At 65.2% G+C, this 25,467-nt stretch carries 22 protein-coding genes and 1 pseudogene; 15 read left to right on the top strand and 8 right to left on the bottom strand.

The annotated features are described in order from the left end of the window. The first annotated feature begins 57 nt into the window (after positions 1-57). From ROP_RS13595 to ROP_RS13575, 6 genes and pseudogenes are all read left to right on the top strand, one after another. On the top strand, positions 58-1,191 hold the full coding sequence (locus ROP_RS13595) for an XdhC family protein (protein ID WP_012689943.1): 1,134 nt from the start codon (positions 58-60) through the stop codon (positions 1,189-1,191). A 73-nt stretch (positions 1,192-1,264) separates the two neighbouring features. Continuing rightward, positions 1,265-1,375: pseudogene (locus tag ROP_RS42540) on the top strand (cyclic pyranopterin phosphate synthase); the annotation flags it as partial. 93 nt (positions 1,376-1,468) lie between these two features. After that, positions 1,469-2,872, top strand: coding sequence for an NAD(P)/FAD-dependent oxidoreductase (locus ROP_RS13590; RefSeq protein WP_012689941.1), 1,404 nt, complete (start codon positions 1,469-1,471; stop codon positions 2,870-2,872). Then, positions 2,869-3,333, top strand: coding sequence for a hypothetical protein (locus ROP_RS13585; RefSeq protein WP_148222460.1), 465 nt, complete (start codon positions 2,869-2,871; stop codon positions 3,331-3,333). The genes ROP_RS13590 and ROP_RS13585 overlap by 4 nt, the downstream gene beginning before the upstream one ends. A gap of 171 nt (positions 3,334-3,504) precedes the next feature. Next, on the top strand, positions 3,505-4,965 hold the full coding sequence (locus ROP_RS13580; protein ID WP_012689939.1) for an APC family permease: 1,461 nt from the start codon (positions 3,505-3,507) through the stop codon (positions 4,963-4,965). Beyond that, a complete protein-coding gene (locus ROP_RS13575) occupies positions 4,962-5,768 on the top strand; it encodes an SDR family oxidoreductase (protein WP_012689938.1) in 807 nt (268 codons plus the stop codon). The genes ROP_RS13580 and ROP_RS13575 overlap by 4 nt, the downstream gene beginning before the upstream one ends. 557 nt (positions 5,769-6,325) lie before the next feature. On the opposite strand, the gene ROP_RS13570 is transcribed toward ROP_RS13575, so the two are convergent. Further along, positions 6,326-7,768: an APC family permease gene (locus ROP_RS13570; protein ID WP_148222582.1), complete on the bottom strand. Its 1,443-nt coding sequence runs from the start codon at positions 7,766-7,768 to the stop codon at positions 6,326-6,328. A 184-nt stretch (positions 7,769-7,952) separates the two neighbouring features. Next, positions 7,953-10,166, bottom strand: coding sequence for an NAD(P)-binding protein (locus tag ROP_RS13565; protein ID WP_012689936.1), 2,214 nt, complete (start codon positions 10,164-10,166; stop codon positions 7,953-7,955). A gap of 250 nt (positions 10,167-10,416) precedes the next feature. Here ROP_RS13565 and ROP_RS13560 point away from each other — a divergent pair, with 250 nt between their 5' ends. The 4 genes from ROP_RS13560 (at position 10,417) to ROP_RS13540 (ending at position 14,410) form a co-directional block, all read left to right on the top strand. Beyond that, positions 10,417-11,226, top strand: coding sequence for a fumarylacetoacetate hydrolase family protein (locus ROP_RS13560; protein ID WP_231868906.1), 810 nt, complete (start codon positions 10,417-10,419; stop codon positions 11,224-11,226). Then, positions 11,192-12,160 carry an NAD(P)-dependent oxidoreductase gene (locus tag ROP_RS13555; RefSeq protein ID WP_231868905.1) on the top strand — a complete coding sequence of 323 codons (969 nt, stop codon included), beginning with the start codon at positions 11,192-11,194 and terminating at the stop codon, positions 12,158-12,160. Before ROP_RS13560 ends, ROP_RS13555 begins: the two co-directional genes overlap by 35 nt. Before the next feature lie 703 nt (positions 12,161-12,863). Further along, positions 12,864-13,022 (top strand): hypothetical protein, encoded by a 159-nt coding sequence (locus ROP_RS43185; protein WP_158306507.1) that lies wholly within the window; start codon positions 12,864-12,866, stop codon positions 13,020-13,022. 494 nt (positions 13,023-13,516) lie between these two features. Next, on the top strand, positions 13,517-14,410 hold the full coding sequence (locus tag ROP_RS13540) for a LysR family transcriptional regulator (RefSeq protein ID WP_012689930.1): 894 nt from the start codon (positions 13,517-13,519) through the stop codon (positions 14,408-14,410). Here the strand turns inward: ROP_RS13540 and ROP_RS13535 are convergent. The 4 genes from ROP_RS13535 to ROP_RS13520 are packed head-to-tail and all read right to left on the bottom strand — an operon-like array spanning position 14,350 to position 17,576. Then, complete coding sequence (locus tag ROP_RS13535; RefSeq protein ID WP_012689929.1) at positions 14,350-15,219, bottom strand: LysR family transcriptional regulator; 870 nt, start codon at positions 15,217-15,219, stop codon at positions 14,350-14,352. The two genes, ROP_RS13540 and ROP_RS13535, sit on opposite strands and share 61 nt — an antisense overlap. 17 nt (positions 15,220-15,236) lie before the next feature. After that, on the bottom strand, positions 15,237-15,980 hold the full coding sequence (fabG, locus tag ROP_RS13530) for a 3-oxoacyl-ACP reductase FabG (RefSeq protein WP_012689928.1): 744 nt from the start codon (positions 15,978-15,980) through the stop codon (positions 15,237-15,239). 32 nt (positions 15,981-16,012) lie between these two features. Next, positions 16,013-17,203 carry an acyl-CoA dehydrogenase family protein gene (locus ROP_RS13525; protein WP_012689927.1) on the bottom strand — a complete coding sequence of 397 codons (1,191 nt, stop codon included), beginning with the start codon at positions 17,201-17,203 and terminating at the stop codon, positions 16,013-16,015. A gap of 22 nt (positions 17,204-17,225) precedes the next feature. Beyond that, entirely contained in the window at positions 17,226-17,576 is a 351-nt protein-coding gene (locus tag ROP_RS13520; protein WP_012689926.1) for an AMP-binding enzyme, read from the bottom strand. A 231-nt stretch (positions 17,577-17,807) separates the two neighbouring features. On the opposite strand from ROP_RS13520, the gene ROP_RS13515 reads away from it, so the two are divergent. The 4 genes from ROP_RS13515 to ROP_RS13500 are packed head-to-tail and all read left to right on the top strand — an operon-like array spanning position 17,808 to position 21,914. After that, entirely contained in the window at positions 17,808-18,977 is a 1,170-nt protein-coding gene (locus ROP_RS13515) for an acyl-CoA dehydrogenase family protein (protein ID WP_012689925.1), read from the top strand. 4 nt (positions 18,978-18,981) lie between these two features. Continuing rightward, positions 18,982-20,205 carry an acetyl-CoA C-acetyltransferase gene (locus ROP_RS13510; RefSeq protein WP_012689924.1) on the top strand — a complete coding sequence of 408 codons (1,224 nt, stop codon included), beginning with the start codon at positions 18,982-18,984 and terminating at the stop codon, positions 20,203-20,205. Between the two features lie 45 nt (positions 20,206-20,250). Then, the gene (locus ROP_RS13505; RefSeq protein ID WP_012689923.1) at positions 20,251-20,703 is read left to right on the top strand and encodes a MaoC family dehydratase; all 453 of its coding nucleotides are present in this window, start codon (positions 20,251-20,253) and stop codon (positions 20,701-20,703) included. Between the two features lie 14 nt (positions 20,704-20,717). Then, entirely contained in the window at positions 20,718-21,914 is a 1,197-nt protein-coding gene (locus ROP_RS13500; RefSeq protein WP_012689922.1) for an acetyl-CoA C-acetyltransferase, read from the top strand. A 145-nt stretch (positions 21,915-22,059) separates the two neighbouring features. On the opposite strand, the gene ROP_RS13495 is transcribed toward ROP_RS13500, so the two are convergent. Both ROP_RS13495 and ROP_RS13490 read right to left on the bottom strand, forming a co-directional pair. Then, positions 22,060-23,187, bottom strand: coding sequence for a flavin-containing monooxygenase (locus ROP_RS13495; RefSeq protein WP_012689921.1), 1,128 nt, complete (start codon positions 23,185-23,187; stop codon positions 22,060-22,062). A 27-nt stretch (positions 23,188-23,214) separates the two neighbouring features. Next, positions 23,215-24,234: a methyltransferase gene (locus ROP_RS13490; protein ID WP_012689920.1), complete on the bottom strand. Its 1,020-nt coding sequence runs from the start codon at positions 24,232-24,234 to the stop codon at positions 23,215-23,217. A gap of 107 nt (positions 24,235-24,341) precedes the next feature. Here ROP_RS13490 and ROP_RS13485 point away from each other — a divergent pair, with 107 nt between their 5' ends. Next, complete coding sequence (locus ROP_RS13485) at positions 24,342-25,460, top strand: helix-turn-helix transcriptional regulator (protein ID WP_012689919.1); 1,119 nt, start codon at positions 24,342-24,344, stop codon at positions 25,458-25,460. Positions 25,461-25,467 lie beyond the last annotated feature (7 nt).

The raw sequence follows: 25,467 nt of genomic DNA, 5'->3' as shown, positions 1-25,467 counted from the left end.
CAATTCGCGACCACGACCGCCACAGTGCCGGGAGCCGTCGAGACAGGAGAAACGAGAATGCGGGACATCCTCGACGACATCGTGCGCGTGTGGCGCACCGGTCAACCCGTTGGTCTGGCAACCGTGATATCCACGTTTAGTTCCGCGCCGAGACTTCCCGGCAGTGCAATGCTCACGACGGCGCAGGGTCAGGCCGTCGGTTCGGTCTCCGGGGGCTGCATCGACGGCGCCGTCTACGACTACTGCATCGACGCGATGGAGACGCGTCGTCCGGGCCTTGCCGAGTTCGGGGTCAGCGACGACTCGGCATTCGCCGTCGGCCTGACCTGCGGTGGGACCATCGAAATCTTCGTAGAGGCCATCTCGCAACACACCTTCCCGGAATTCGCGGGATTCTACGACGACGTCCGTGCCGGAACTTCGGTCGCCGTCGCAACCACGATCAGTCACCCAGACGCGCATGCGGTCGGGAAGAAGCTCGTTGTACGCGACGCTTGGACGGAGGGCGGACTCGGATCCGAACAGCTCGATCATGCGGTCGCCCGCGACGCCCGCGCCCTACTGGCATCAGGGCGCAACTCCGCGCTCGAGTTCGGCGTCGACGGTTCGTGCGACGCACACGATGTCCGGGTTTTCGTTTCCGTCTTTGCCCCCGCACCACGGATGGTCATATTCGGTGCCAATGCCTTTGCGTCCGCGCTGACCGATCAGGCTCGACTGCTCGGGTACTCCGTCACGCTCTGCGACGCCCGGCCGCTGTTCGCCACGGCAGAACGGTATCCGACCGCCGACGAGGTCGTCGTCGACTGGCCGCACCGTTATCTCGACGGCGAGATCCGCGCAGGGAGAATCGACGGCCGCACCGCTCTCTGCGTTCTCACCCACGATCCGAAATTCGACATCCCGCTTCTCGGGCGGGCACTTCGCGACTGTCCTGCCGGCTACATCGGCGCGATGGGATCACGCCGAACCCACGAGCAGCGGGTGGTGAGTTTGACGGAAACAGGATTGACCGACGAGGAGGTGAGCAGGCTCGCGAGCCCCATCGGACTCGACCTCGGAGCGAGTACCCCGGAGGAAACCGCTGTGTCGATCATGGCCGAGCTCATCCAACTGACGCGTGGTGGATCCGGAAGTCGATTAGCTCTGACAAGCAACAGAATTCACCCCGCGCAACCGGTCCGAATGTGAGATGGATGTCCGCGAACACAGGTAGTGGCCACGGAAACGAACGGGTGAGGCAATGACACCGGTGCGTGTAGGGGAGATCGACCGGCTGGTCGGTATCGCGGTCCATCGGCTCGGGGTGCGGGAGGTCCGCTTCACCGGCGGCGAACCTCTCATGCGTCGCGATCTCGAGCAGAAAAGTATGGGAGCCATCGGTGGGTGAAGATTGCGACCCGTATCCGCAGATCTCAGCCCGCAACGAACTCGATTCCATTGATCATGAGAGGAAGGGCGAATACCTATGCATCTGAACAGTTTCCCGACTGCCGCCAGCCAGTCTTCTCCCTGGCTGTCGGAAACCCTGGCCACCGATACGTCCCTCAGTTCACCGCTGATGTCGGCGACCACCGCTGACGTCTGCATCGTGGGTGGTGGGTACACCGGGCTATGGACCGCAATCGAACTCAAAAACCGCGACCCCTCCCTCGACGTCGTACTTCTCGAAGCCCGTGTGTGTGGCAGTGGCGCAAGCGGAACGAACGCGGGTTTCCTCATGAATCTGTGGCCGAAATTCCCGGCACTGGTCGCGCACGTCGGCAGAGCCGAGGCCATCCGCATCGCGCAGGCCACCTCCGACGCGATCGAACACATCATTGCCTTCTGCTCGGAACATCACATCGACGCGAAGATCAGCCGCAACGGATGGTTGTGGACGTCCACAACCGAGGATCAAGACGGCGCCTGGAACGATACGCTCGACGCAATCGCGGACGCCGAGGGCAACCCGCTGCGAACAGTCGATCGAGACGCGGCAACCGAACTGTCAGGGCAGGCAACACGGGGAGGCGTGCTCGATCCCACGGCTGCGACGCTGCAGCCCGCGGCTCTGGCACGAGGACTGCGGCGTGTCGCGATCGAAATGGGTGTCCGGGTTTTCGAGAACACGCCCGTGACGGGAATCGACAGCAGTGACCAAGTCTCCATCGAGACAATCGAGGGGAAGGTCACCTCCCGATCCGCAGTACTTGCCATCAACGCCTGGGCAAGCGCGATCCCCGAGATCCGTCGGCGACTAGTGCTCACCGCCAGTGACAACCTCGTCACGACACCACTCGCAGAAGCGCAACTGGGCGCCCTCGGAACCGATGGGGTCGGCACGTCCGACTCTCGAAGACTGCTGAACTACTGGCGTTCCACGAGCAACGGAGCCGCCCTCTTCGGGAAGGGCGGAGTCGGATTAGGTTACGGCCATCGCGGTGCCAGCGCACTCTACGGAGCAGCGCCGAGACCGCGTGACCTCGAACGTCAGTTTCGTGCGACTTTCCCCGACCTAGCCGATGTACCGATTGCCGCTACCTGGCGGGCCCCTGTCGAATACTCGATCAACTCCTTGCCCTTTTTCGTCCCGGTTTCTGGTCAACCGCGAGTTTTCGTGGGCAGCGGATACTCGGGAGACGGTGTCGGCCCCGCCTGCCTGGGCGGCAGGATCCTGGCCAGCTTGGCGCTCGGAACCGACGACGAGTGGAGCCGATCGGGATTGACCCGACTCCCGCGCGGGTGGCTTCCGCCCGAACCGATCCGATTCGTCTGCGGACAATTGGTCCGCGCGGCCTTGACCCGCGCAGACAACGCCAGATCATCGGGTAAGCAGGTCGACCTCGTAACTGCAGCCATCACCAAACTGGACCCGACATCATGGGTGTGAAGACACTCGAGGTACTTCGGCGCGCTGCGGTCGGACGCAATATCCACCGGATAGGGCAGCCGGCAGAATCGTTCGGATCAATAGAAGTCGTGACGGATTCGCTCCACGGGCAGACGACACCGCACACCCCGAACGCAATCCTTGTCTCAACCCTCGACGAGGCTCGTGCACGGTGGCTCGGCCAACGGATTCCGACGTCGTCAGGACGATTCATTCCAACCCGACTCGAAATCGACTACCGGACGGCGATACAGCCCGACGATCGTCGGTTTCGAGTGCGCTTCATCGTACTTCGGGCAGACCGCACCGGCGCCGTACTGCGTGAGATCGTGCAGGACAGCAATACCCAGCGAGTGATCGCCGAGGCAGTCTCCGAAGTGGAGCTGTGGGACGCGAGTATGTCCGGTCGGCTGAAGATGAGCGACGAGCAGCTCGCGGCCGTACGTCGACTGTCGGAATAGGCAAACGCGAAGTCTGCCTTTGTTGCGATCGGCATATCCGAGTCCAGCCGCAGCGGACCAAGATCATGACGCGGCTCACAGCACGTGGCCGCCGTCGTGCTGGACACGACAGCCACGGGCGCCGGTCGCCCAACACCGAGATGTGCCCCAACAACGGAAGTACGTGATCAGATGACGCCCACGAAGGCGAAAACAACGTTGCCCACCCCTGCCGGGGATCTCCGAGGAACACTCACCACCCCCAAGATCACCGTTATGGTGGTGGCTGCAGCGGCTCCGATCTCCTGCATCGCCGGCATCATCCCTCTCAGCTTCGCGATCGGCAGCGGCGCGTCCACGCCCGCTGCGTTCGTCATCGCGGGCGTGGTGCTGCTCCTCTTCTCGGTCGGCTACGCGGCGATGAGCAGGAGGATGAGCAGCGCAGGCGGCTTCTACCAGTACATCGCCCGCGGGCTGGGCAAGCCACCGGCGGTCGCGGCGTCGTTCGTCGCGATCGTCGCGTACAACGCCGTCGCCCTGACCTGTGTGGCCGGGATCGGCTACTTCGGAAGCGTCCTTCTGGACTCGACCTTCGGGTGGACGGTCAACTGGGCGGTCCTCTCCGTGGTCGCGGTGGTCCTGGTCGGGTTCCTCGGCTACCGCGAAATCGACATCGCCGCACGCGTCCTGGTGTTCCTGCTGGCCGCGGAGGTCGCGATGGTGGTCATCCTCGACGTCGCGATTGTGTTCGAGAAGGGTGCCGATGCGTTCCCGCTGTCGATCTTCTCGCCCGCCAACGTGGTCAACACCGGCTCCCTCGGCCTCGGGCTCATGTTCGCCCTGCTGTCCTTCATCGGTTTCGAGTCCGCCGCTCTGTACGGCGAGGAGACCCGGGACCCCAGGAAGACGGTGCCGCGCGCGACGTACCTCTCCGTCACCGTCATCTCGGTCTTCTACTTCCTGTCGTCCTGGATCGCCGTCGGCGCCATCGGGCCGGACCACGTCCAGGCGGTCGCGTCGGAGCAATTGGTGACCACGTTCTTCAACCTCAGCGACGCCTACGCATCCTCGATGCTCACGACCGTCTTGGAGTTCACCTACCTGACGAGCCTGTTGGCGTCGCTCCTCGCCCTCCACAATGCGTCCAACCGGTATCTGTTCGTGGCCGGCCGCGAGGGTCTGCTTCCGCGCTGGATCGGCACCGTGCACCCTGCCCACGGGACACCGTCCCGCGCCAGCTTGGTGCAGACGACGGTCAACCTGATCGCCGTGATCGTCGCGGTGAGCGGCGGGCTGGATCCCTACCTCGATGTGGTCACGGCGATGACCGGGCTCGGCACCCTGGGCGTCGTGCTGCTGCAGCTCGCAGCATCGGCGGCCATCGGTGCCTACTTCGTGCGTCGTGGGGAGCGACTGGTCGGCACCCTCGCTGCGACGGCCGCTGCGTTTGTGAGCCTGTCGCTGCTGGTGGTGCTGATCGTCAAGAACTTCGACACCCTCACCGGCGTCTCCTCGCCACTCATCGACGCGCTGCCCTGGGTCCTGGTCGGCATCGCGTTCATCGGTGTGATCTACGGGGTCTGGCTCAAGGTGAACCGGCCGCAGGTGTACGCCGGAATCGCGACCGACGCCGACAACGAGGAGGACCAGTGACCGAGGACGCAGGCGTCGGGTCGCTGAAGGGCACGGTCGCAGTCGTGACCGGGGGAGCCTCCCCTCACGGGATCGGGCGTGCCACCGCCCGGCTTCTCGTCGCCCGGGGTGCCCATGTAGTGGTGGGGGACGTCCAGGACGACGCCGGACAGGCGCTCGAGGCGGAGCTCGGTCACAGCCTCATCTATCGGCACCTCGACGTCAGCAGCGAAGCCGACTGGGCGTCCCTGATGGATGCGGTCATCGATCGGTTCGGCAACGTGACCGCCCTGGTCTCCTGCGCTGGGATCGCGCTTGATGGAACCATCGAGTCCACGCCGATGGCCGACCACGACCGGGTGATCGCCATCGACCAGACCGGCGTCTGGCTGGGGATCCGCGCCGTCGCACCCTCGATGCGGTCTGCCGGTGGTGGTTCGATCGTCAACATCTCCTCCGTGGCGGGCGCCGTGGGGCAGCCATGCCTGGGGTCGTACAGCGCGGCCAAGTGGGCCGTGCGGGGCATTACCCGACAGGCCGCGAGCGAGCTCGCCGACAGCGGCATCCGGGTGAACACCGTCCTGCCCGGGTTCATCGACACGATGATGGGCGGTCAGGGCGCGGATCAGCGAGAGAGCCTCCGGCTCAACAAGGGGCATTCGGGCGCCACGGTGCCGATGGGCAGGATCGGAGAACCGGAAGAGGTCGCGCGGCTGGTGGCCTTCCTCGTGTCCGCCGAGAGCAGCTACTGCACCGGCGCGGACTTCGTCATCGACGGCGGCCTGCTGGCGGGCCCGCTCGCCGAGGCTGCGGACTGGGGCTAGGTCGCGGCGCAGATCGACCTGGTGACGGGTTCGGCGCGAGGCAGCACCGCGATCGCGGTGCTGCCTCGCGCGTTCTACGATTTCGATCCACTCGGAGATCGCCGGTGTCCACATCGGCTGTCGAACCGTTGTCCAGCGCGCGCTCGAAACGACTCTGCAACTCACGGGACCGGACGGGTCTCTCCCCATTGCGCACGGCACGAGAAGTTGCCCGTCCAACGCAGTCCCCACCTCTACCTCGCCGATCATGCGCCCCGACAAGGGCGAGCGCATCGCGGGCGTGCGGTCAGGTCGTCTCCCGGGATCGAGGTCGGTCGTGCAGATGACAGGCGAAGCACGGTGAAGGTAGCACGAGAAGCCGGTGTCAGTGAGGGTGAATCATCAAGAGCGGAGCGGGGGTTGGTCCTTCTGGTGCGTCGGGCTCGCAGTGACACACTCGATGCCTGCAGTGCCGACGGTGTTCTGTTGCCGGGCGTCGAACGGCCGTAGCGACGTGCTCGACCCGTCCGGTTCTGAACCACGGCAACAGAACTGTCGCGCTTCCTGTACTACCGCACTCAGCTTGCCCGCTCGAAGCCGGCGCCGCGTCGCGCGGATCCACTACTCTTTCGCCCCGCCCGTGTCCGACGGAACACGACCATCCCTCCGAGCACGATGAGGATCGAGATCGGAGCCGCCCACGTCATGTAGTTCGCCACTCCGGACTGTGGATGGATGATCGCGTTCACGTACACCCACGTGAAACCTGCCGCTCCGACTGCCGCTGAAACGATGACTCCGACGGTCAATTCCTTGGTTCTCGCCAGGAAGATGGTGCCGCCGACGGCGATCAAGATGTACGGGAGGACCCACATGTAGGGGAAGAGTGTGGCTACCGCGGTATAGATCTGAAGTGTGCTTCCCCCGGTGACAGCTGCCAGGATCGCGGGGAACAGGAAGGTCAGGACCGCGATGGCGACGATCGCCGTCACGGGCGTGTGCGTGCGGGGACTCACCTTGCCGAGGGTGCTGGGAAGAAGACCGTCAGCTGCCATGGTCGCGAGCACGCGTGGCGCATAGTTCATGAAGCCGATGAGGACAGCCAGGCAGGTCAACACCAGCGCGAGGTCGGCGATGCCTCCGAGGAAACTGAGCCCTGCATGATCGGCCAGTGCCGCGATCGGTGACTCGCCGGCCGTCATCGCACTCTGAACCTCATCGGTTGCCAACGCCGGAACCGAAAGAATCGTCGCAATGAGGCCGATTCCACCCACGATCAGCGGAACAGCGATGATGACCCGGGGAACGGTCCGCTTGGGATCAGCAGTTTCGGCTGCGGTCGCGGCGCTCGCCTCGATACCTACCAGGAAGGTCGCGGTGAGAACCACACCCATCGCGAAGCCGGTGAAGGTGAAATCGTCGAACGAGAATTGACTCTTCACATCGAAGTCCCCGCTGAAGAGGTTCGCCAGCAGGATCAACGCGACGACAGGTGCGGTGATGGCCATCAGGCCGATGCTGAGGCGCGCGGAGGTGTCCAGTCCCCGGTAGGCGAGAACTGCCGCTCCGAGAAGAGCCACCGCGAAGATCACGATCTGTCCGGGCAGTTCATTCGCTGCGGAGATTCCGAATGTCGTGCTGAGCAAGCTACCGGTGTACAACGCGAGCGCACCCAGTGCAGCCATCATTCCGACGACATAGCCCACCGCGAGCGAGGCGCCCGAGACGAGTTTCGGGAAGGGGCCGAGCGCGTGCCCGATGTACGAGTAGAGGGCACCGGATACGACGAACCGGGATGCGAACGGCGCGATAGTCACAGAAACACACGCCATGATCACTGCACCGACCAGGACCGAGAGCCACGCAGACGAGCCTGACACGCTCATCACGAACGCCCCCACAGTCGCAGCAGTCAAAACCGGACTGAAAACAACTACTGCGAGCCCGAGAGCTTTTCTTCCGCTCAGGGTTCCCTCTTCAAGTCCTGTCACTTCATGGACTGGGTGGTCTCCGGGAATCATCTCGGTCATTTGTTCTCCCGTTCGGGGTAGCTGGGGTGGGTGGTCCAACTATCGGCCTCGGCGGGACGTTGCACCATATACATCAGTTGAGAAAGCGCTCGCGATTCTTGTCTCTCGGTGAACAATTCGACGTGGCCACGTGCTTCGGCATCCCGGGCAGGCCTATCGCCGCGACTCGGCCCGGCTATCCATGCCTGATGCTGTGGAACGCGTCGGCACACCGATCCTGCGGGCTCTTCACCGTCGCGGTGGTGTGCGATGAAACCTCGAGCGGCAACGTGTGCGTGAGTTCGCTGTCGTATGCGTCGGCGTCCCAACCGAGTATTCGTTGCTCACGAATGAACGGAAGAGGAATCGCGGGGTTGCTGGTGTCGATCTCGCGTGCAAGCCGGTGGCCGTCGAAGACGGATTCCGCGATTACGCGGGGCTCGAGGCAGTCACCGATTCGCAGAACACGCGTGATTCCGTTCTCTTCGAGCAGCTCCGGACTTCGGGTCAGTTCATCGTAAAGCGATGAGCGGGACAGGCGTTGGGTGACCAGGACGACGCTGTCTACGGGCCATTCGCTCACCTTGCCCGAGTGGTAGCTGTTGTGCCCCCGCACCAGTCCACGTTCGATCGACGTGACGACGTGGCTCGGAACCAATTCGACATCCAACTTCAGGAGGTTGTGGTGGACGTGGCCACCTTCATCGGTGAAGAACAGGTAGCTGCCGATTTGGTCACTAGGCGAGACCAGCGTGACCGTCTTTCCCTCGGAAGCAAGTTTCTCCGCAATGCTCGATCCCATGAAATAGCCGTCGCAGTCGTAGACCAGAACACGGTCACCCGGTACCTCGATGCCGTCAAGCATGATCTGCTCAGGTGTGTAGACGAAGTCGGCGTCGGCTCCAGGAATCGGTGCGTGTGTGATTGGGTTCGCGCCGCTCGGATCCCACTCGGCGCCGGTCGCCACGATCACCGTTGATGCGCCGTAGTCGAGAACATCGTCGGCTGACAGATTCTGTCCGGTCAGCACTGCCACGTTCGTGAGCTTGTGAAGCTGGGACTCGCGGTACTCGACCACGCGTCTCCACGTGCGCAGTCCTGGGAGCTCGGAAATCCAGCTGACGTGTCCGCCGATGTGGTCGTCACGTTCGACCAAGTGGACATTCGCGAACCCTCGCTCGCCGAGGACCCGGGCACATTCCATTCCAGCCGGCCCGGCGCCGATGATCAGGATCGGCTCCTCCGTCATCTCGGATTCGTTGAATTGTTCGGGATGCCAACCTCGCCGGTATTCCTCACCGACGGTTGCGTTCTGAGTGCAGACGATCCGACCCCCGCCATTGTTGAATCGCGACACGCAGATATTGCATCCAATGCATTCGCGAATATCGTCACCATGACCTTCGAAGATCTTTGTCGGGATGAAGGGATCGGCAATCGCCGGCCGCGCGGCCCCGATGATGTCGATGACACCGTCCTTGATCGCCCGAGCCATCAGTTCAGGATCCGTGAAGCGTCCGACCGCAGCGATTGGCTTCTTCGCGTACGGCCTGACCTGCTCGATGTATGACCGCTGCCAAAACGGCTCGAAGAATCGTGACGAGCTGACGTCGTCCTCGAGGTGCCCCACCTGCATATCCCAGAGGTCCACCATATCGTCGAGAAGCTCGACGACGGCAATGCCGTCATCGCTTACCTTGAATGCGCGGTCGGACTCGTCGTTGAATGAATCGAGACAGAATCCGGCGACGATTGCGCAATTGTCGCCGACTGCTTCGCGCACCTGCTCGATCGTTTCACGCCAGAATCGGGTGCGGTTCTCGATCGAACCACCATATTCGTCTGTTCTGTGATTCCAGTACTTCCACAGAAATTGCAAGGGGAGTGAGAAACCTTCACGAGCTGCGATCTGCACGAGATCGAAACCGATATCACGTGCCCGGATTGCTGCCTCGACATAGGATCGCTGAATCCGCCGAATGTCCTGTTTGTCCAATGCGTAACACGAATGTCCAGACATTGAGCTGGTGACCTGTGATGGGCCACCAGCAGGAAGTCGCGTGACGAAGCCGGTGTGGTCGGCTCCCATGTAGACCAGCTGAACACCCGCGAGTGCATCGAACTGATGTACCCGCTCGACCATGAGCCTGAGATTGGCCTGGTCGCGCTGGTCGATCAGTCTCGCCTGCACCCAGGGGGCGTCGTCGCTCTCCGCGTCGACGGCGCAGTATTCGGTGTTGACCGCGGCCCAACCTCCCTCGGCTCGCATTCCCCGCAAGTAGGCCTGTGCGCCGGGGTACTCGACCCCGAGACCTGAGCAATGGGGCGCGACGTAGAAACGATTGCGGAATATTTTGTTGCCGACACGGATGGGCTCGAAGAGCGGGGCATGTCGTGGATCGGGAGCCATAGGGCCAAACATAGGAGCTCATGGAGGCGTAGTGGTCTACGCACAGCACCAAAGCTGAGCGTCGAACTTGTGCTCCAGGGCTAATGCCACGATGCGGGTGGTTCGTCCAAGCTCGGTGTGTCGGGTGAAACGGTCGTCCGCAGAGCTCGGGACCGCTCGTCTGCCGACCTCCTCGGTGATACTTCGGAATATTCGAAAGGACTTCATGCGCCTGATGAGAATTGGTGCGAGCGGGCAGGAACGTCCGGTTGTGCGCACCGACGAAGAACATTACGTCGACGTCTCTGACGTCTTCGAGGACTTCAACGAAGCATTTTTCGCAGACGACGGACTCGCCAAGCTTCGCGCGCTCGTCGACGATCGCGGCGGCCGACTCACCCGCTTTGCGGGGGAACGCATCGGTCCGCCAATTGCCCGACCTCATCAAATCCTCTGCATCGGCCTGAATTACCGTGACCACGCAGCCGAGGCCGGCAATGCGGTGCCGTCGGAACCTGTTCTGTTCACCAAGGCCCCGAATACCCTCGTTGGTCCTTGCGACCACGTCCGGGCTCCTCGCGGGTCATCCAAGCTGGATTGGGAAGTCGAACTCGGCGTCGTAATCGGAAAACGCACCAGCTATCTGGATTCGATCGACGACGCGCATGACGCGATTGCCGGCTATGTGCTGGTCAACGATGTCAGCGAACGGGGCTTCCAGATGGATCGGGGAGGCCAATGGAGTAAAGGAAAGTCTGCTGAAACCTTCAACCCCGCGGGCCCCTGGTTGGTGACACCGGATGAGATCCCCGACGTGAGAAACCTGGATATGTGGCTGGATGTCAACAATACTCGTCGTCAGCGTGGGTCCACCTCGAGAATGGTGTTCGACCCATGCCACATCGTTCACCATCTGAGCCAATTCATGGTGCTCGAGCCCGGCGACCTGATCAATACGGGTACGCCCGCCGGGGTGGGTATGGGATTCACCCCGCCGATCTGGTTACAGCCGGGCGACGTAATGGAACTGGGTATGACCCACCTGGGTGAACAGCGTCAAACCGTGTTATCACCGCGATAAAAAGGCTACAGGTCCTGACGCTGCTCACACTGCCGGCATCGCGAATCAGTTAGGGGAGATGGAAATGCGTTACTCAGTTCTGGGTACAGGCCTCATGGGAACGGCGGTCGCACACGCGCTGGCGAAGTCCGGCCGTGATACGGCCGTGTGGAATCGAACGATTTCCCGTGCAGAGCCACTCGCGAAGGTTGGTGTGTCGGTCCACGCCGACGTCGGCTCGGTATTCGACGCTGCCGACGCCGTGGTCCTCACGGTTTTGGATCTCGACTCCGCCCTGGAGACCCTCGATGGACACTTCGCCGCCCTCGAGGACAAAGCGGTCATCAATCTGATGTCGGGTACGCCCGCGCTCGCCCGGGAGATGGCCCAGCGTCTCGAGAAGGTCGGTGCTCGCTACCTCGACGGCACCATCCAGTGCTACCCGTCCGATATCGGCGCTGCCGAAGCGCTGATCAACCTCTCAGGAGACCGCGCGGTATGGGACGCCCACAGGGATGCTCTCGTGGCAGTTGCGGGCCGGAGTACCTATGTCGGAGAGGACCCGGGAGCGGCAAGCATTCTGGACGCCGCACTCGCCGGCACGTTCTACACCGCCGGACTGGGGGCGTTCTGTGAAGCGCTCGCCTTCCTTCGGGACAGCAACATCGACCCCACACGCCCCGAGGTCGCGCTCGACTACTGGTTCGACCTCTTCAGGGCGCAAGCGATGCAACTCGCGGACTGTGTTGCCAAGGAAGACTTCGCCACGTCGGAGGCGACACTTGCCGTGTACCTTGCCGCAGTACGACAGTGGCGAGACACCATGCTGGCCGCTGGTCAGCGCGGCAGCATCATGGCTGCGGCGCAGCAGAACCTGGAGACCGCCGATGCTGCCGGGTACGGGAGTTCCAGCTTCGCCGCGCAGGTGCTGACGATGTCGTCCCGGCCAGAGTGAGCGACACGAACGAACCAGCGCGGAAGCTTTTCGCGCTTTGACCTTCTCGATTAGATGTGTGAATTCCCATGAACTCTCGTGAGTATCGCCAATTTCGGCAGCGACGTCACGCTGCTCGGCGCCACGCCCACCGAGACCGCGTCCATCCCGACACCGAGGCGGAGCACCTCATCGAGTTCGCCAGTATGTGGGTGCCATTCGGGGGCGCTACCGAAGAGGACATCCTCGTGCGCTTCGGAATGTCGAGGCGCCGGTTCATCGAGCGGTTGTGGCAGGTCCTCGCGGAGTCGAACTGTGGGCAAGACGAGATACGCAATTTGGCGAGCGCATACCGAACCGGCGGTCCGGGCGGCTGACGGCGGAACGGATCCGCACTCGGCAGAAATGCCGGGCGAGTGGATTGCCGAATCCCATGGCGCTCCCAGCGAACCTGAGGCCAGCGCATGCGCGGGCGCAGGTGCGTCGGTGTGCGGTCGCGCTCGATGACGATCCCTGCTCCGGGCCTGGCCAACATCCACGTGCCGACGACAATCACCGTTCCGGCTCGCCGGATCTGGCTGCAGCGAAGGGCCGCCGCTCGAGCGCGGCCTCCTATTCTGCAACTGTGAGGGGGCGGGCATCCACGTGAGATGCGTCGGCTTCGCCGGCGCGGGTGACGCGCACGAGGGCGACTGCCACGCGGGCCGCGAGTAGGAGGGGCACGATGACCGCCAGGTACATTGCGCGCGGCGTCATCGCGCTGAGCGCGTATCCCGCGACGATGGGCGAGAGGATCGCTCCAGCACGCCCGATACCCATCATCGCGCCGTACCCCTTGGCCCGCGCGAGCACCGGGTACACCGCAGTCGAGGTGGAGGTGTAGCCCGAAAGGCCCGCGAAGATGCCACCGCCGAGCAGTGCGGCCGCAGACCGAACGCGCCGAAGAGGCTTGCTCCAACAACCGAACCGACGCCGACCATGATGCTTGCCAAGGCGCCACTGCCGGCGTCCCCGCTGGTCGCCTTGATGAGCTGCGGTCTCCAGGTGCTCACGAAGTAGTACCCGGCGGTGAGCATCGAGCAGTCGAAGACCAGTAGGAGCGTGCGCGCTCGCAGATTCCGGCCGAGGAGGCGGATCGGGCCTCGGGCTCAGCCACCACGTGGTCACCTGCCCGAGGTGCATTCTCACGTGCAAGGAATTCGGGGGATTCGCGGAGAAAGGCGACGGTCACGATCAACGACACAATCCCCAGCCCGGCGCCGATCCAGAACATGCCTTGCCAAGCCCCGTCCGCCAGGGCCGAAACACTCAACGGCCGGCCGTGGTCTCGGCGAGCCGCCTGGCCTGGGCGAATTGCGTGGCGGCTAGACTCGACCGGTGGACATCCGGGACGCCGAGTACCTCGTCGCCGTGGCGGATCATGGCAGTGTCACGAAGGCGGCGCGGGCGCTGTTCATCGCACAGCCTTCGCTGTCGCAGGCGATTCGCACGCTCGAGCGTGATCTGGGTGTCGAACTCTTCGAACGCACGGGGCGGGAGTTGCGCATCACCGCGGCGGGTGTGTCGTTCGCGGAGGCGGCGCGCCGGGTGCTCGCCGATGTCGAACGGGCCCGGGCGGTCGTCGACGACGTCACCGGCTTGCGGTCCGGCACCCTCACCATCTCGGTCCTCAATTCACTGGCTGCCGAGCCTCTTCCGCTACTCGCCGGTGAGTTTCATCGCCGCTTCCCGCACGTGGTGCTGTCCGCGGTGTCGGCGGATTTTCCCGACGGCGTGGGCAGGGCGGTCCGGTCGGGGGAGTGTGATATCGGGCTCACCGCATTGCCCGTCGACGAGCAGGGGCTGGAGTCGCGGGTGCTGGGGGAGCAGGAGATCGTACTCGCGCTGCACCCCGACCTCGCTATCGAACTCCCCGACCCGGTGCCGGTCGATCTGCTCGGTGATATTCCGATGATCGTCGAGATCGGCTTGCGTCCACTGTTGTCGGTGAACAACATCGCGGTCGAATGCGCGCACCGGCAGGCGGTCTGGGCGCTGGTGGTGCAGGGCGCCGGGGCGACCCTGCTCCCGCGGGGTGTCGCCGAGCGTGAACTTCCGGGGGTGGTGGTCCGCTCGCTCGTGCCTGCGGTGGTCCGCGAGATCGGGATCGTGCGGCGGCCGGATCCGCTGCCTCCCGCGGCGGCGGCGTTCGTCACCGTGCTCGACGCTCTTCAGGTCGTGAGTGTGTCGAGGAATGCGCGCCCGGCCGGCGACAACCGGGCGTCGTCGTAGATCACGCCGTACTCCACCGTGATCGGCGGTTCGAGGGGCGAGATCCGGGCCCCGCCGAGCGCCGCCCGCTCGGCGAGGGTGCGCTCGAGGAACGACATGCCGACACCCTCGACCACGAACGAGCCGACCGCTTCCCGCTGCTCGACGACGGCGGAGATGACGGTACGACTCCCCGACGCCTGCAGCGCCTTCTCGATCGCCGTGCGCGACGACGACTCCTTGGGCAAACCCACGACGGGCAGATCGGGAAGGTCGTTCAGCGGGAACGGGTTCCGCCAGGAGACGTCGGAGCCCGGCGGGACGGCCAGCCAGTATTCGTGGCGACCGACTGCCCGGGTCGTCAATCCGGGTGCGACGACCGGGAAATGGCTGAAGGCGATCTCGCAGTGCCCGTCCCGGATGAGGGATGCGACGACGTCGGAGGAACGCAGGTCGGCGATCCGGACGATCACACCGGGATTCTGTTTGCGAAACGCACCGATCTTTTCGGTGACCTGACCTTCCGCGACCTGCGCGGACGCACAGATGTCGAGTCGTCCGCGCGGTAGACCGGAAATGTCGACGAACGAACCCTCGGCGGCCACCAGGTCGCGCACGATCTGCCGGGCCGGACCGACGAACGCCTTGCCCGCCGCGCTGAGCACCAGGCCGCGGCCCACCCGGTGGAACAGTTCGACGCCGAGGTCACGCTCGAGATTGCGCAGCCCCTTCGACAACGACGGCTTGGTGACGCCCAGGGCCTCGGCCGCGAGCGCGAGGCCGTCGTTGTCGACGGTGGCGAGAAAATACTCGACGTGTCGCGACTCCACCAGTGCAGACTACTGCCTCAGATGTGACGCCCGCCGGTGACTTCGAGGACGGTGCCCGTCATGTAGCTGGACATGTCCGACGCGAGGAACAGCGCGACGTTCGCGATCTCCTCGGGCTCGGCTCCGCGGCCCATCGGGACCTCTTTGAGCTTCGCCTCGATGATGTCGGCGCGCAGGGCACGAATCATGTCGGTGTTCACCACGCCGGGCTGGATCGCGTTGACCCGGACCCCGAGGTGGGCGACCTCCTTCGCGGCCGCCTTCGTGAGGCCCACCATGCCGGCCTTCGCGGCGCTGTAGTTGGTCTGCCCGACCATGCCGACCTTGCCCGAGATCGACGAGATGTTCACGATCGAACCCTTGCCTGCCTCCCGCATCGCGATCGACGCGATCTGGGTGCCCAGCCACGCGCCCTGCAGGTGCACGTCGATGACGGAGCGGAAATCGGCGAGGGACATCTTGCGCAGCGTCGCGTCGCGGGTGATGCCGGCGTTGTTGACCCACACGTCCATGGCGCCGAAACTGTCGAGCGCCGTCTTCCCCAGGTTCTGCATCTGGTCCGCATCGGTCACGTCGCAGGCAACGCCGACGGCCTGGAAGCCGTCGGCCTCGAGTTTCGCCGCGGCGGTCTTGACGTTCTCGGCGTGCATGTCGCCGAGCACGACGGACGCGCCCTCACTCGCGAACTTCCGGGCCATCTCCAAACCGATGCCCTGGGCTGCGCCCGTGACGACGGCGACCCGTCCCTCGAGAAGTGTCATGAATTCTTCCTTCCTCAGTTGTCCGAAACGCGTCAGTTGTACGACCGCAGCACTCCGCGGCTGATGATCTGCTTCTGAATGTCGCTGGTGCCCTCACCGATGAGGAGGAACGGGGCCTCCCGCATCAGGCGTTCGATCTCGTATTCCTTGGAATAGCCGTAACCGCCGTGGATCCGGAAGCTGTCCTGCGTCACCTCCGAGCAGAACTCACTCGCGAGGTACTTGGCCATCCCGGCCGCGACGTCGTTGCGTTCCCCGGAGTCCTTGAGCCGCGCGGCATTCACCATCATCAGGTGTGCGGCCTCCACCTTGGTGGCCATCTCCGCGATCCGGAACGCGATGGCCTGGTGTTCGGCGATCGGCGAGCCGAACGTCTCCCGCGCCTTCGCGTACTTCACGCCGAGTTCGAACGCGCGCTGCGCGATCCCGCACGCGCGGGCGGCGACGTTGACGCGACCGACCTCGACGCCGTCCATCATCTGCCGGAAACCGCGGCCCGGGGCGCCGCCGAGAATCGTGTCGGCCGCGGCCCGATAGCCGTCGAACACCATCTCGGTGGTGTCGATGCCCTTGTAGCCCATCTTCTCGATCTTCCCGGGGATCGTGAGCCCGGGCAGGACCTCGCCGAAGCCGGCGGGCTTCTCGATGAGGAACGCGGTGAGATTGTCGTGGGCCTTCGGGGCACCCTCCTCGGTGCGGACCAGCACGGCCACCAGCGTCGACGACCCGCCGTTGGTCAGCCACATTTTCTGGCCGTCGATCACGTAGTCGCCGTCCGCGGCCCGGGTGGCCTTGGTCCGGATGGCGGCGACATCGGATCCCAGTCCGGGTTCGGACATCGAGAACGCGCCGCGCAGTTCACCCGTCGCCATGCGCGGCAGGTAGTGGGCCTTCTGCTCGGGTGTGCCGTGATGCGCGATCATGTGCGCCACGATGAAATGGGTGTTGATCACCCCGGACACACTCATCCAGCCCCGTGCGAGCTCCTCGACGCACAGCGCGTAGGTGAGCAGGGATTCCCCGATGCCGCCGAACTCCTCCGGGATGGTGAGCCCGAACAGGCCCATCTCCTTCATCTGCTCGACGATGGCCGTCGGGTAGCTGTCCGAGTGTTCGAGCTCCTGCGCCTGCGGAATGACGGCCTTGTCCACGAACTCTCGTACCGCCGACACGATCTCGTCCTGCGTGTCCGTGAGTCCTGCGGTCTGCGCCAGTCGTGTCATCGTTCCACCCGTCCCATGTTCATCATTTCTCCGTACTCTGTTCGGGGTGCGCCTCGTTCAGACGGTCGCGCAACGCGGACCGTAGGACCGTGCCCCGCGGGGACAGCGGCAACTCGTCGACGAAGACCACTTCGCGCACCTTCTTGTACGGCGGCACCGCGGCCGCCACGAACGCGATCAGTTCCTCGGCCGTGACGGACTCTGCCGCGTCTGCCACCACGAAGGCGACCGGCATCTCTCCGACCCCGAGGACGGAGCGGCCGACCACCACCGCATCGAGGATCCCCCGCCGGGACAGCAGCAACTGTTCGAGTTCCTGCGGATCGACGGTGTAGCCCTTGTAGAGGAGTGCGTCCTCGGGTCTGCCAACCATGTCGAATATCGAGTTCCATCTCGCCGGGAAATTTCATTGTTCGTGAATATGCCCGGACAATTCCTCCGGACACTGACACCTATTGAAGTGCCTCGGACCGCCGGGGTCAAAGACGCTGTAGGAAACCGACAGTTTCCCTCTTCCTATGGGTCATAAATGCCGTCTGTGCTGCGCGTTCTCGTTCGCGGGGCTCGCTTGACAGCGAGGCTGGGTTGCTGGATATTCACCTTCATGGCTGAACGCGAAGTGAGTGACGAAGACTTCAAGGACATTCTCGCGCAGACGAGAGTCTTTATTCAGAAGGAAGTAATTCCGAGGGAAAATGAAATCGCGGAAAAGGATCTGATTCCGGACGACATTCGCCGCAAGGCGGCGGAGATGGGTCTGTTCGGGTACGCCATCCCGCAGCAGTGGGGCGGGCTCGGACTCGACCTCACGCAGGACGTGGAACTGGCCATGGAGTTCGGGTACACGAGCCTGGCGTTGCGGTCGATGTTCGGCACCAACAACGGGATCGCCGGCCAGGTGCTGGTGAATTTCGGTACGGACGAACAGAAGTCGGAATGGCTCGAGCGCATCGCGTCCGGTGACGTGGTCGCGTCGTTCGCGCTGACCGAGCCGGAGGCCGGGTCGAACCCGGCGGGCCTGACCACCCGCGCCGTCCTGAAGGACGGCAAGTGGACGATCAACGGCACCAAGCGGTTCATCACCAACGCACCGTTGGCCGATCTGTTCGTGGTGTTCGCCCGCACCCGTCCCGCCGACGAGACCGGCACCGGCATCGCGGTGTTCCTCGTTCCCGCCGACACCGCCGGTGTCGTGGTCGGTCCGAAGGACAAGAAGATGGGCCAGGAGGGCGCCTGGACGGCGGAGGTCGCGTTCGACGACGTCACCGTCCCCGGATCCGCCCTGGTCGGCGGCAGTGAAGAGGCCGGCTACCGCGCCGCCATGACGTCGCTCGCCCGGGGCCGCGTGCACATCGCCGCCCTCGCCGTCGGCAGCGCGCAGCGTGCGCTCGACGAGTCCGTCGCCTTCGCGGCGGTCACGAAGCAGGGCGGCACCCCGATCGGTGACTTCCAGCTGGTGCAGGCCATGCTCGCCGATCAGCAGGTGGGCGTGTCCGCGGGCCGCGCGCTGGTGCGGGACGCGGCGCAGAAGTACGTCAGCGGTGAGGACCGCCGGATCGCCCCGTCCGTGGCGAAGCTGTACTGCACGGAGATGGCCGGCAAGGTCGCCGACCTCGCGGTGCAGGTGCACGGCGGCACCGGATACATGAGAGACGTTCCGGTGGAACGGATCTACCGCGAGGTCCGCCTGCTGCGTCTGTACGAGGGGACCAGCGAGATCCAGCGTCTGATCATCGGCGGCGGCCTCGTCCGCGAAGCCAAGAAAGCGCTCTGAACCCATGTACGAAGCAGTGATCTGTGAACCCGTCCGCACCCCCGTCGGGGGATTCGGCGGCATGTACCGCGACGTCCCTGTCACCACCCTCGCGTCGACGGTGTTGAAAGGTCTGATCGAACGAACGTCGCTCACGTCCGACGACATCGACGACGTCATCTTCGGTCAGGGCTACGCCAACGGCGAGGCGGCGGCCATCGGCCGGATCGCTGCGCTCGACGCCGGCCTCGACGTCACCGTGCCCGGCATCCAGCTCGACCGCCGCTGCGGCTCCGGGCTCCAAGCGGTGATCTACGCGGCTATGCAGGTGCAGACCGGGATGAGCGATCTGGTGATCGCGGGCGGCGCCGAGTCGATGAGCCAGACCGAGTTCTACAGCACCGGTATGCGCTGGGGCGTCAAGGGCGCCTCGGTGGAGTTCCACGACCGCTTGGCCAAGCCCCGCACCAACTCCGGTGGCGTGAACTTCCCCGTCGAGGGCGGCATGATCGAGACCGCGGAGAACCTGCGCCGGGAGTATTCGATCAGCCGCGAGGAGCAGGACGCGTACGCCGCCGAATCGCATGCGCGTGCCATCCGGGCCCAGGACGGCGGCCTGTTCGACGCCGAGACGATCCCGGTGACCGTGCCGGGCAAGCGCGGCAAGGACCCCGTCGTCCACACCACCGACGAGCACCCGCGCCGCGACGTGACGGCCGAGTCGCTGGCGGCGCTGCGGCCCATCCGCTCCCGCGTCGACCCGGACGCCACCGTGACCGCGGGCAACGCGTGTGGCCAGAACGACGCCGCCGCCGCCGCGATCGTCACCACCCCCGACAACGCGGAACGTCTGGGCCTGCGCCCGTTCGCCCGGCTCGTCAGCTGGGGCGTTGCCGGAGTGGAGCCGAACCGGATGGGCATCGGCCCGGTCCCGGCCGTGGACAAGGCCCTGAGCCGGGCAAAGCTCACCCTCAACGACGTAGACCTCCTCGAGATCAACGAGGCGTTCGCCGCACAGGTGCTGGCGTGCGCGAGAGAGTGGAAGTTCGACGAGTCCGACATGCGGGACCGGTTCAACGTCAACGGCTCCGGAATCTCGCTCGGACATCCGGTCGGCGCCACCGGCGGTCGCATCCTGGCCAACCTGCTCCGCGAACTGGACCGCCGCCAGGCCCGCTACGGCATCGAGACGATGTGCATCGGCGGCGGGCAGGGCATCGCGGCCGTGTTCGAGAACGTCAACCTCTAGCCGTTTCCACTTCGCCCGGTACCGGGCCGACCCGAAAAGAGTGTCATGCGCGTATTCCAGGGGATCGACGACGTCGAATCCGCAGTCGGCGAACATCTCGGCCACAGCGACTGGCTCGAGATCACGCAGGACCGCGTGAATCTGTTCGCCGACGCCACCGGCGACCATCAGTGGATCCACGTCGATCCCGAGCGGGCCGCCCAGGGTCCGTTCGGCGCCCCCATCGCCCACGGCTACCTCACGCTGTCGCTGTTGCCGAAACTCGGCGCCGAGCTCATGCGTGTCGACGGTGTAAATCTGGTGATCAACTACGGCCTCAACAAGGTTCGCTTCCCCCAGCCGGTGAAGGTCGGGGCGAAGGTGCGGGTCGGTGGCGAGATCGTATCGGTCGAACACACGAAGCAGGGCGCCCAGGTAGTCGTCAAGTACACCATCGAGATCGAGGGTGCGGACAAGCCGGCGTGTGTCGCCGAGACCGTCCGCGTCCTGGTCTCCTGAGAACGAGGAACAACATGCGTAGAGCAGCACTGGTCGCCCCCGTCCGCACAGCCGTCGGCCGCTTCGGCGGCGGACTGCGCGACGTGCCCGCCGAGATCCTGGCGGCGGCGGTCATCAAGGAGACCGTCGCGCGGTCGGGCATCGACCCCGAACTCATCGAGGACGTCGCGATGGGGCAGTCGTACGCCAACTCCGAGGCCCCCTGCATCGGACGGTGGGCGGCACTCGAGGCGGGACTTCCGATCTCGGTCGCCGGACTGCAGACCGACCGCCGCTGCGGCACCGGGCTTCAGGCCCTCGTGACGGCGTCGATGATGGTGCAGACCGGTGCGGCCGACGTCGTGCTCGCCGGCGGCGTCGAGTCGATGAGCAACATCGAGCACTACACCACCGGGGCCCGGTGGGGCACCCGCGCCGGATCGCTCAACCTCTACGACCGTCTCGACCGCGGCCGTGAGCGCTCCCAGCCGGAATGGCGGTTCGGGAAGATCAGCGGAATGATCGAGACCGCGGAAAACGTCGCGGCGCGGTGCGGAATCAGCCGCGAAGAATCCGACGCGTTCGCCGCCGACAGTCACGCCAAGGCCCATGCGGCCTGGGAGGCAGGCAAGTTCGACGACGAGGTGATCGAGGTCAAGATCACCGACCGCAAAGGCAACGTCTCCGTCGTGGCGCGGGACGAGGGCATCCGTCCCGATACCACCGCCGAGTCGCTGGCGCGGCTGCGCAGTGTCGTCAAGGACGGAGTCGTCACGGCCGGTAACGCGTCTCAGCAGAATGATGCGGCGTCGTCGATGCTCGTCGTCGCCGAGGACAGGCTGGACGAACTCGGGCTGGAGCCGATGGGCTTCCTCACCGGGTGGGCCGCCGCCGGCTGCGAGCCGGGACTGATGGGGCTCGGCCCGGTCGCGGCCACGTCCAAGCTGTTCAGCAGGACGGGTGCGAGCTTCGACGACTTCACGCTGGTCGAGCTGAACGAGGCATTCGCGTGCCAGGTGCTCGGCGTCTTGAAGGAATGGGGATTCGACGACCGGGACCGCCTGAACGTCAACGGTTCCGGGATCTCGCTCGGACACCCGATCGGCGCGACCGGCGCCCGAATGACGACCACCGCGCTGCATGAATTGCGGCGACGTGGCGGCGGCAAGGCGCTTCTCACGATGTGCATCGGTGGCGGGCAGGGAATGGCCGCCATCGTCGAAGGTGCCTAGCCCCGACTGATACGCGCGTCCGCCGGCTCCGACATCGGGTCGGCGGACGCGACTTCACGGTTCGATCTGACCGGTCGGCCATCTCTACGCAGACCCGCCATTGTTCGAGCGCCGAGGCAGGGTGGGCGAGTCCTACCGCCGACGCTCACCGCAGTTCCCGCGCGATCGCTCGGGCCGCGCGGCGAGCCTGCTTCGCCGCGAACCCGATCTGCGACGGCCTGGGCACGAACCCGATGAAACGCAACCTCTCGGCGGCCGGCTTTTCACCGGTGGCGTGCGGCCAACCTCGCTCGTCCAGTACGCCGAGGTGCCCGACCAGCTTGTCGAGTTGCTGGCGGAACCCTGTCGCGCAGACCATCGCCTCCGGGTCGATTCGCACACCGTCCACCAGCCACACGCCGTCCGCGTCGAGTGACTCGATTCCGCGAACGACCTCGATGGACCTGTCTCGGATCGCGGCGATGAGCTCCTTGTCGACGATCGCCGGTGCCACGCCGAGGCGGGCGCTGCGGGCGAAGATCCCCTCGTCGGGGATCGGCAATCCGAACTCGCGCAGGTCGCCGATGCTCCTCTCCCGGCCGAACCGAGCGATTGCGTCCGCGAGAGGGACCGGGGCATGGTAGAGCGGCGTCGCGATGAAGTCTCCCGGTATGCCACCAGGTCCCTGGCGGAGCATGATGTTCGGCGGTGTGCGAGCCGAAAGCCAGACCTTTGCCGCGCCTCCGGTGGCGAGGTCGTAGGCAATTTCCATGCCCGAGCAGCCCGCTCCCACCACGAGGACCCGTTTCCCGTTGTACTGCGAGGGATTCCGGTACTGCGAGGAATGAACCAGTGCACCCCGCCAGTCCCCGCGTCCGGGCCAGTCCGGGACGAAGGGCTCATGATCGAAGCCGGTCGCGACCACCACCTCGGCAGCGTCGAACGAACCGGCAGCGGTGGTCAACCGCCAGTGCCCGTCCGTCAGGTCGAGCCGTTCCACCGGGCAGCCCAGGCGCAGCTCGATCCCGTCCGCACGTGCGTGCCGCTCGAGATGCTCGATCACCTGTTCCCGCGTGGGAAAGGTCGGTGTGCCCTTGGGGTAGGGGCGGTTCGGCAGGTGGGAGAACTGCCTGCCGGTGTTCAGTCGCAGCCGGTCATAACGAGAGCGCCACGACGAACCGACTTGGTCGGCTCGGTCGATCAGCAACGGGTTGATGCCACGGTCGGCGAGGGCCACCGCCGCCGCGACCCCGGAGGTGCCGGCACCGACGATTGCGACTTGATGCTCGCTCATCGTGTGCTCCTTGGGTGTTGTCTTGTTTCATGCGGTTTCGGCGACAATGACGTTCATCGGGCCGGTGAGCGCGCGATGGTCGCGGTAGCGCCAGCCAGTGTCCTGCAGCCAGGCGATGCCTTCTCCGACGCTGTAGACGTCGCCGTGTTCGAGGTGGACCGCGAATTCGCCCGCCATCAGGGCGGCCGCGACCGGCTGGGTGTGGGTGGGGTCGGTCCAGAAGTCGGCAATCAGCAGTGTGGCGCCGGGTGCGGCGACGTCGCGAATATGTTGTAGCAGAGCACGATTCTGCTCCGGCGACCAGTAATGCACCAGATTCGCGACCAGGAAGGCGTCGTATCCGGCGGGCAGCGGGTCAGCCATCGCGTCGCCGGCGCATACGTCGACTCGCCCCTGAAGCCCGACCGACGCGATGCGGTCCTGCGCGGTCTGGGCAACCGCCGGCAGCTCGAACACGGTCGCGCTCAATTGCGGGCAGTGGCGCGCCACCGCGATGGACCAGGAGCCGGTGCCGCCGCCGATGTCGAGGAGTCGATGACTGCCGGACAGATCGACAGTGTCCGGCAGGGCGAGCGAGGGGCCGGCCGAGAACGCCTCGATACCGATCGAGGCGATGGGTTGCAGGGCGGCGTCGAGGTCGAAGATCTGGCGTTTCGGCCCGCGGGCGAGTGCGCCGGCCAGGTCTTCCCACGCCGGGAAGCTGATCTTGTCCCAGAACCGCAGCAGCGGACGCAGGTCGGCGGGCGATCCGCCGGCGAGGTACGCGGCCGCCGTCTCGGTATTGACATACTGTTCGCCTCGGCGTTCGAGCATACCCAGCGCGACCATGGCGTCGGCGCTGATCCGGGTGGCTCGGGCCGTAAGCCCGGTGCGGGCGGCCAGGCCGTGCAGGTCGGTGGGGCCCTCGCCCAACGCCTCGAACAAACCGAGTTCGCTGGCGGCGAAGAGGTGTTTGGCGGCCATGAACCCGGACGCCAGCTGCATGATCGGCTCCGGGTTAGGCAGGTCGTGGTCGGTTTCGGCGGAGGTATGGGCTGTCATCGTCATGAAACCAGCGTCGTCGTTGTCGGTTCTGCGTCATATCCCTGAATCCTGGGGAATTCACCCAGATTTCTGGGGTAGGCAGCCCTGACCTGCTGCGATACACTTCGGACATGGCGGAGAGCCTTCGCGTCCGCGATCAAATCTCGCGTGCCGCCGCCGACCAGCTGGACTGGGTGGGGTACAGCGCGCGAATGAGCGAGGCCCTGCGCACGGTGATTCCACATGACCGCTGCTGCTGGCACACCGTCGACCCGGGCACCATCCTGTTCACCGGCAGCGTCAACCGGAACGTGGGGTGTTCCGGATCCTGGTTGGCGCATTACGAATACGAGGTCGAGGATGTCGACAAGTGGGCGTTTCTTGCGCACAGTGGCCGCCTGGCGGGTGCACTCAGTCTGGATACCCACGGAGATTTGTCCCGCAGTGCACGGCACCGTTCGCACGAGGCGTACGGAATCGGCGACGAGCTGCGGGTCTCCCTGGTGTCGGACGGGGTCTATTGGGGTGCAGCGGCCTTCCTGCGCGATGCGGGCGCGCCGTGGTACACCGCCGAGCACGTCCGCGCGATCGCCGCGCTGGCGCCCGCGCTCGCGACCGGTCTGCGACGTTCGATGCTCCACGAGGTCGAGGCCGCCGTGACGACCGTGGACTACGGCCCCGGTGTGGTGGTCTTCGACGCCGCGGGCAACCCGGAATCGGTCTCACCCGCCGCGGAACGCTGGATCGACGAAATTGTCGAGGTCCCGGCGCCGTCGACGCCGTTCGAATCGAAGGTCGTGCAGGCCATTGCGGCCCGGGCGCGGGCGATCGAACCGGGCACCGATCCGCTGGAACTTGCCGCGCGCTCGCGGGTACGCACGCGATCCGGCGCCTGGCTGTTGCTGTACGGGACCAGGCTTTCCGGCGTCGAAGACGGACGCACCGCCGTCATCATCCAACCCGCGACGCCACATGAGATCGCGCCCGTCATTGCCATGGCCTACGGACTGTCCCAACGCGAATGCCATCTCACTGCGCTGTGCGTCCAAGGGCGATCGACAAGGGAGATGGCGCAGGCAATGTCGTTATCCGTCTACACGATTCAAGACCACATGAAGTCGATCTTCGACAAGACCGGGGTGCGCAGCCGCGGGGAACTTGTGGGGCAGATATTCCTCGAGCACTATGCGCCACGCTGGGAGCTTGCGGCATCCCCGCCATCCGGATGGTGGGCGAAGGGCATCAACTGAATTCGCC

It is taken from the genome of Rhodococcus opacus B4 (genome assembly GCF_000010805.1).
Lineage (GTDB): Bacteria > Actinomycetota > Actinomycetes > Mycobacteriales > Mycobacteriaceae > Rhodococcus_F > Rhodococcus_F opacus_C.
The sequence above is the reverse complement of the archived record's forward strand: the minus strand, read 5'-3'. Positions and strand labels throughout refer to the sequence as shown.